Below are 6,544 nucleotides of genomic sequence, written 5' to 3'. Positions count from 1 at the left end.
GCCGCAGGCCGCCGCCGCACCGGTCGCCGTAGCCGCGGCCGGGGCGGGCGCGCCGCCCGTACCGCCCGAACACGCGCCCGAGCCCGCCCCCGGGGGCGCCCCCGAGGCCCCCGCGCCCCGCTTCAGCCGACGCGCGAAGATCCTCGCCGTCGTCGCGGCGGCCGTGATCATCGCGGGCGCGGTGACCGTCACGGCGGTGGCGACCGGCAACAAGAGCGACGACACCGCCGTGGCGGGCCCGACGCCGACCGCCGTCACGTCGCTGACCGCGACGACGCCCACCTCCGCGCCCGCCACCCCGTCCCCCACCGTCAGCCTGTCGGTGTCGCCCACGGTCAACGTCTCGCCGAGCGGCACACCGACGACGACGGTCACGCCCAGCAGGACCGTGTCGAGCACGCCCACCGGCACGCCGAGCGCGTCGCCCACCACCGCGCCGACCACCCCTTCGGCCGACCCAACGAAGACCGGGAAGCCCGCGGCCGGGCCGCACGTGGCGTCCATCGCCGTCACCGGCTTCGACTGCCCGACCGGCAAGCGCCGCACGGCGACCGCCACGGTGTACGTGACCTACGACGGCACCGCGGCGGGCACCTTGCACCTGACGTGGTGGCACAGCGCCACGGGCAAGCCGCAGGGCGCCGTCACGCTGGCACGGCAGACCGCCCAGTTTCCCAAGGGCGCGCAGAGCTACACCTTCACGGACCGGTACACGTTCACCCCGGACCGCGACCACCCGTACGTCGGGCTGTCCGTCTCCAGCGACCCGGCCGCCGACTCCGGCAACGGCACCTACGGAGTGGGCTGCCGCTGACCCTCCGGTACGTGTCCGGCACCGCGCGGAAGGAGTCGCGCGGTGCCGGACGCGCGTCAGGGCAGGTGTCCTGACAGGCGTTCACACGCTCACTGCGTGAAGATTCCGGCGACGAGGTTGATGGCGGTCGCGAGAATGCTCGTACCGAACAGATACGACAGCAGCGTGTGCCGCAGGACGACCGCGCGGATCGTCGAACTGGAGACGGCGGTGTCGGAGACCTGGTAGGTCATGCCGAGGTTGTAGCTGAAGTAGAAGAAATCGCGGTAGGCCGGTGCCTCGTCGTCGGAGTTGAAATCGATCCCGCCCGCGGACTCCTCGTAATACAGGTACGCGTACCGCGCCCCGTACATCAGATGCAGTGCGGCCCAGGCCATGAAGACGCCGATGAGCGCGGTCGCGGCGTGGGCGGTGTCGGAGTTGCCGAGCAGGAACACGACGATGCCGATGAGGCCGCAGAGCGCGACCGCGACGACCACGATCTCCTCGGCGAGCGGTCGCAGGTCCTCGCGCCGCGAATTGTGGCGGGTCGCGACGGCGTCCATCGGCCACAGCACGCACCAGCCGACCACGACGAAGAACAGCTCGGTCGCCGCGATAGCCGAGAGAATTCCCAACGGCGTGTCGGTCGACGATCCCACGCACGCTCCGACCACCGCCCCGAAGGCGACCGCACCGGCGAGGCGCGGAACAGCGGACGGCGAAAACCGGATGCTCGTACTCACAGGCCGTAACGCTAGTGGTTCACCGCTGTCGGCACGGCAATGGCGGGGCAAAAGTGACATGCCGGATCGGCGCCGCGGAATCGGCCCGGGGATTCGGCCGGATTCGGGACGGGTTACGTCTCGTCCGCGTCTCTGCCCGGCGCGGGCGGGGCGGGCGGGGCGGGCGGAGTCGGCGGGGCGGGCGGGGCGAAGCGGATGGGGGCGGTGAAGTTGGCGCGGCGGGCGGCGCGGCGGAAGGTGATGAGAGCGGCGGGGCCGGCGAGCAGGATGGCGGCGAAGTTGGTGACCGCGCGGCCGGTGTCCCAGCCGAGGGAGGTCGCCACGTCGAAGGCGAGGTAGCGGTGCCACTGCTCGGTGAAGGGCAGGCCCGGCAGGTAGGCGATGGAGCTGCCGGGGTCGAGCGAGAAGGGCCAGAAGGAGAGGTTGAGCAGGAAGCCGAAGAGGTAGCCGGACGCCGAGCCGTAGACCGCGAGCATGAGGATCTCGGCCTTGCCGCGGGCGCGCGGGAGGAGCCCGGCGAGCATGCCGACGAAGGCGCAGCCGAACATCTGGTACGGCATCCAGGGCCCGACGCCGCCGGTGAGCAGCGCGGACGCGAAGAGGGACGTGCAGCCGAGGGTGAAGCCGAAGCCGGGGCCGAAGACGCGGCCCGCGAGCACGAGGACGAAGAAGACGGTCTCGATGCCGGCGGTGCCCGCGCCGAGCGGGCGCAGGGCGGCGTTGACGGCGGACAGCACGCCGAGCATGGCCAGGGCCTTGGCGTCGATGCCGCCGTCGGCGATCTGGGCGAAGACGACGGCCAGCACGAGGATCAGCAGGACGCCGAAGATCAGCGGCGGCGCGTAGGAGGCGCCGAAGCGGCCGGGGGCGACGACGAAGGGCCAGAAGAAGGCGACCAGGCCGACGAAGGCGGCGAGGACGATGGCGACGACGGCCGTCGCGTGCATCCGGACCGCGGTGGTACGGCCCGTCCAACGCCCTTCTGTGCTCTCGCCGTTGCCCTCGCCCGTTTCCATGGCGCCCGTCCTGGCCGTGGCCATCACTTCACCCCGGCTTCCGCGAGCGCGTCCGCGACCTGACCGACCGTCAGGTAAGGCAGCGGGGCGAGGATCTTGGCGGCCTGCGGTGCGAAGGCCGGTGAGGCGACGATGACATCGGCGGTGGGGCCGTCGGCGACCGTCTCGCCCTCGGCCATGACGATCACGCGGTCGGCGCTCGCGGCGACGAACTCCACGTCGTGCGTGGAGATCACGACGCTCCGGCCCTCGGCGGCGAGTGCGTCCACGATCCGGATGAGGGCCTGCTTGGCCTGGTAGTCGAGGCCGCGGGTCGGCTCGTCGAGCAGGACGACATCGGGGGCGGTGGTGAGCTGGATCGCCAGTACGAGCGAGAGTTTCTGGCCCTCCGACAGGTCGCGGGGGTGGGTGTCGTCGGGGATGCCGGGCGCGAGCCGGTCGAGGATCGCCCGCGCCCCGCTCGGGGCCGCCCCGGCCGACTCCCGGTCGGCCTGGGCCAGTTCGGCGCCGACCGTCTCCAGGTAGAGCAGGTCGGTGGGGGTCTGCGGGACCAGGCCGACGCGGCGGCGCTCCGGCGCCGACGTCGCACGCCGTACGCCGAACCGTCGCGACGGGGCCTGCGGCTCGGGGACGGCCGGGTCCGCGCCCTGAGCGAGCCGTACGGTTCCGGCCTGCCGCGGCCCGGCGCCGTGGATCGCCCACAGCAGGGACGACTTGCCCGAGCCGTTGCGGCCCATCAGCGCGGTGACCTCACCGGCCCGCAGCTCCAGGTCCACCTCGCGGACCGCGACCACGTCGCCGTAGCGCACGACGATCCCGCCGGCGGTCAGCAGCGGTGTGCCCGTGCCGTGCGAGACGCGGACCGGCGGCACCGGGCGTCCGGCGAGCCGTTCGCGCAAGGGGACGGCGGCGCGGCGGGCGTCGCGTACGGACAGCGGGAGCGGTTCCCAGCGGGCCAGGCGGCCGAGGTCGACCACGGGGGGCGCGACCGAGGCGGTACGGAAGGCGACGGACGGCGGGGCGGAGGTGACGGCGCCGTCGCCGGTCAGGTGCAGCACGCGGTCGGCGTACTGCACGACGCGCTCCAGGCGGTGTTCCGCGAGCACGACGGTCACCCCGAGGTCGTGCACGAGCCGGGTCACGGCGGCGAGGACTTCCTCGGCGGCGGTCGGGTCGAGCGCGGAGGTGGGCTCGTCCAGTACCAGGATCTTGGGGTGGGCGGTGAGGACGGACCCGATGGCGACGCGCTGCTGCTGGCCGCCGGACAGTTCGCTCAGCGCGCGGTGCCGCAGGTCGGCCAGGCCCATCAGATCAAGGGTCTCCTCGACGCGCTTGCGCATGACGTCGGCGGGGACGGCCAACTGCTCCATGACATAGGCCAGTTCCTCCTCGACGGTGTCGGTGACGAATCCGGCGAGCGGGTCCTGGCCCACGACGCCCACCACGTCGGCGAGTTCACGCGGCGGGTACTTCGCGGTGTCGCGGCCGTCGACGGTGACGCGTCCGGCCAGTGTGCCGCCGGTGAAGTGCGGCACCAGGCCGTTGATGGTGCCCAGCAGCGTGGACTTGCCCGCGCCGGTCCGGCCGACGACCAGGCACAGCTCGCCTTCCTCCAGGGTCAGGTCCACCTCCCGCAGCACGGGCTGCTCGGAGCCCGCGTACACGACGCTGACCTGGTCGAATCGGATCACAGCAGGGCCTCGCTGGGCTTGTCGGGGGGTTCGGCGGTCGCGGCGGGTTCAGCGGGCGTGGCGGGTTCAGCGGGCGTGGCGGGTTCAGCGGGCGTGGCGGGTTCAGCGGGCGTGGCGGGTTCGGCGGGCGGCACGGCGGCGCGCCCGGCCGTGGGGGCGTCGGCGCCCTTCTCGGTCCTCGCGGTCCTCACGGTCTTCGCGCTCCTCGCGGCGGACGTGCGCGGCGGGGGCGGCGCGGCGAAGGCGGCGGCGCCCGCGAGCACGATCGCGGCGGCGGGCAGCCATGGCAGCGACGGCCAACGCAGCGGATACAGGCTGGGGTTGAGGTCAGCGGCGCTGTAGCCGACGGTCAGGAACAGCACCGCCGCGGTGGTGAGGCCGCACAGCGCGACCACCCACTCCGCGGCCCGCCAGGGGTCGGGACGGTAGCTGGTGCGCCGTATCCGCCGCCCGCCGAGCGCGAGTCCGGCGCAGCACAGCAGCGAACCGCCGAGCATGGCGGGCAGTCCGAGCGCGCGCGGGGTGGTGCCGTCCAGCAGCCCGTAGATCCCGGTGCACAGGCCGAGCATGCCGCCGAGCATCAGGACGGCGGTGGTACGGCGTGAGGCGCGGGTCGCGGTGCCCGCCCGACCGTAGCCGCGCGAGTCCATGGCGGCGGCCAGGTGCAGGGAGCGTTCCAGCGCGTCCTCCAGTACGGGGATGAGGATGCCGCGCAGCGCCCGCAGCCCCTTGGCCCGGTCGGCCCGCAGCCGTCGGGCGCGCGCCACCCGCTGCACGCTCTCGACGAGTTGGGGTGCGACGCTCAGCGACACCGTGACGGCGACGCCGAGTTCGTACAGCGCGCCGGGCAGGACCCGCAGGGCCCGCTTGGGGTTGGCGAGGGTGTTCGCGGCGCCGATGCAGCACAGCAGGCAGGCCAGCCGCAGTCCGTCGGTCGCGGCGGACAGGGTGGCCTCCAGCGACACCGGGCCGCCGAGCTGAATTCCCGCGTACCAGTGGGGCGTCGGGATGTGCGGCAGCGAGAACATGATGTGGTCGGCGGGTGTGATGCCGCTGGCGAAGACGCAGCGGAAGACGACGCGGATGGCGACGACCGTCAGCGCGAGATACAGGTAGTACTTGAAGCCCTTCGCCCAGGGGGCGTCGGTGCGGCGCTCGGTGACGACGTAGCCGAGGACGGCCAGGACCAGGCCGAGCAGCAGCGGGTTGGTGGTGCGGCTGACCGCCGTGGCCAGGGCGATGCCCCAGATCCACCAGGCGACCGGGTGCAGGGTACGCGGCAGCCGCCGCCCGGTGTGCGGGGAGGCGGCGGCGCGCGGCGGTCCCGCGCTGTCGTGCGCGGGACCGCCGGACGGGGACGGAGGCGGGGCGGTGGACACCCCGCTACTCCGCGTTCCGCCGCCGCCGGGTCCTGACGACGATGAATCCGGCGATCACGGCCACGACGGCCGCGGTCAGTGCGAAGGGCAGGACCGAGCCGGACGAATGGCTCGCGGCGGCGGTCGGCTCCGCGTCCTGCGTGCGGGGCAGACCGGGCGACGGCGTTCCGCCCGTGGCGGTGTCCGTGCCCGGCGCGGTGCTCGCGGACGCGGTCCCGGTCGGAGTCACGGTGGCCGAGGCCGAGGTGGTGGCCGGTGTCGTACGGGTCGCGGACGGCGTGGTGGCGGCCGGCCGCGAGGTCTTCCCGGGCGCCGAGCCCGCGGTGGTGTGCGTACCGGCGGCCTTGGTCGGCCTCGCCGGGGCCGAAGTGGCGCCGCCGGAGTTGGTGTTGTGCGCCCGGACGCTGTCGGGTGAGAACGTCGGACGCCCCTGCGTGCCCGCGATGTTGGTGGCGCCGAAGATCCACAGGTCCACGCTGCCGGGCTTGGGGTGGTAGCTCATCGCGCCCAACTGGCTGTAGGACCAGGTGTTCTGCCCCGCGTCGGCGTGCCAGTACGACCAGTACGCGGTCGCGGGCGGCGTCAGCACACAGGGGGCGTCCTTGGACGTCGGATACTGCTTGCCGCCCTGGTAACCGGCGTAGCCGATGCGGCAGATGAAGGCCGGACCGTCGTGCTGGGTGCCGGTGGTGGCCCACCCGCCCTGGTTCAGCAGGGTGTAGCCGGTGGTGGGCGTGGTGCCGCAGGAGCGCAGCAGCGGGCCGCCCCAGTGGCTGAAGTCCACGGCCAGGACGACGCCCTTGGTGGTCGTGCACGAGCTCATCGGCTGCGCGGTCGCCATCGCGGGCGCCGCGCCCACGGTGAGCCCGCCGCACACGGCGGCGAGCGTCAGCGCGAGCGCGGTGACCGTACGGGCGAC

At 73.7% G+C, this 6,544-nt stretch carries 5 protein-coding genes and 1 pseudogene; 1 reads left to right on the top strand and 5 read right to left on the bottom strand.

Translation table 11 applies throughout. The features are described from left to right. A pseudogene (locus BGM09_RS32290) lies at positions 1 to 814 on the top strand (hypothetical protein); the annotation flags it as partial. Positions 815 to 903: 89 nt separating this feature from the next. Here the strand turns inward: BGM09_RS32290 and BGM09_RS32285 are convergent. The 5 genes from BGM09_RS32285 to BGM09_RS32265 all read right to left on the bottom strand — a co-directional run. Then, on the bottom strand, positions 904 to 1,455 hold the full coding sequence (locus tag BGM09_RS32285) for a DUF1345 domain-containing protein (RefSeq protein WP_317452978.1): 552 nt from the start codon (positions 1,453 to 1,455) through the stop codon (positions 904 to 906). 197 nt (positions 1,456 to 1,652) lie between these two features. Beyond that, on the bottom strand, positions 1,653 to 2,486 hold the full coding sequence (locus BGM09_RS32280) for an ECF transporter S component (RefSeq protein WP_188285290.1): 834 nt from the start codon (positions 2,484 to 2,486) through the stop codon (positions 1,653 to 1,655). 92 nt (positions 2,487 to 2,578) lie between these two features. Further along, positions 2,579 to 4,246, bottom strand: coding sequence for an ABC transporter ATP-binding protein (locus tag BGM09_RS32275; protein WP_188285287.1), 1,668 nt, complete (start codon positions 4,244 to 4,246; stop codon positions 2,579 to 2,581). Then, entirely contained in the window at positions 4,243 to 5,529 is a 1,287-nt protein-coding gene (locus BGM09_RS32270) for an energy-coupling factor transporter transmembrane protein EcfT (RefSeq protein ID WP_223187910.1), read from the bottom strand. The genes BGM09_RS32275 and BGM09_RS32270 overlap by 4 nt, the downstream gene beginning before the upstream one ends. 100 nt (positions 5,530 to 5,629) lie before the next feature. Then, positions 5,630 to 6,544, bottom strand: a 915-nt coding sequence (locus BGM09_RS32265) for a hypothetical protein (protein WP_188285286.1), incomplete at its 5' end; no start/stop codon positions are given.

This window comes from Streptomyces sp. CBMA29 (genome assembly GCF_014596445.1).
Taxonomy (GTDB): domain Bacteria; phylum Actinomycetota; class Actinomycetes; order Streptomycetales; family Streptomycetaceae; genus Actinacidiphila.
The sequence above is the reverse complement of the archived record's forward strand: the minus strand, read 5'-3'. Positions and strand labels throughout refer to the sequence as shown.

Excerpts from the sequence above, each read along its gene's own strand:
- BGM09_RS32280 (WP_188285290.1), bottom strand. The coding sequence starts at position 2,486 with ATGCACGCGACGGCCGTCGTCGCCATCGTCCTCGCCGCCTTCGTCGGC.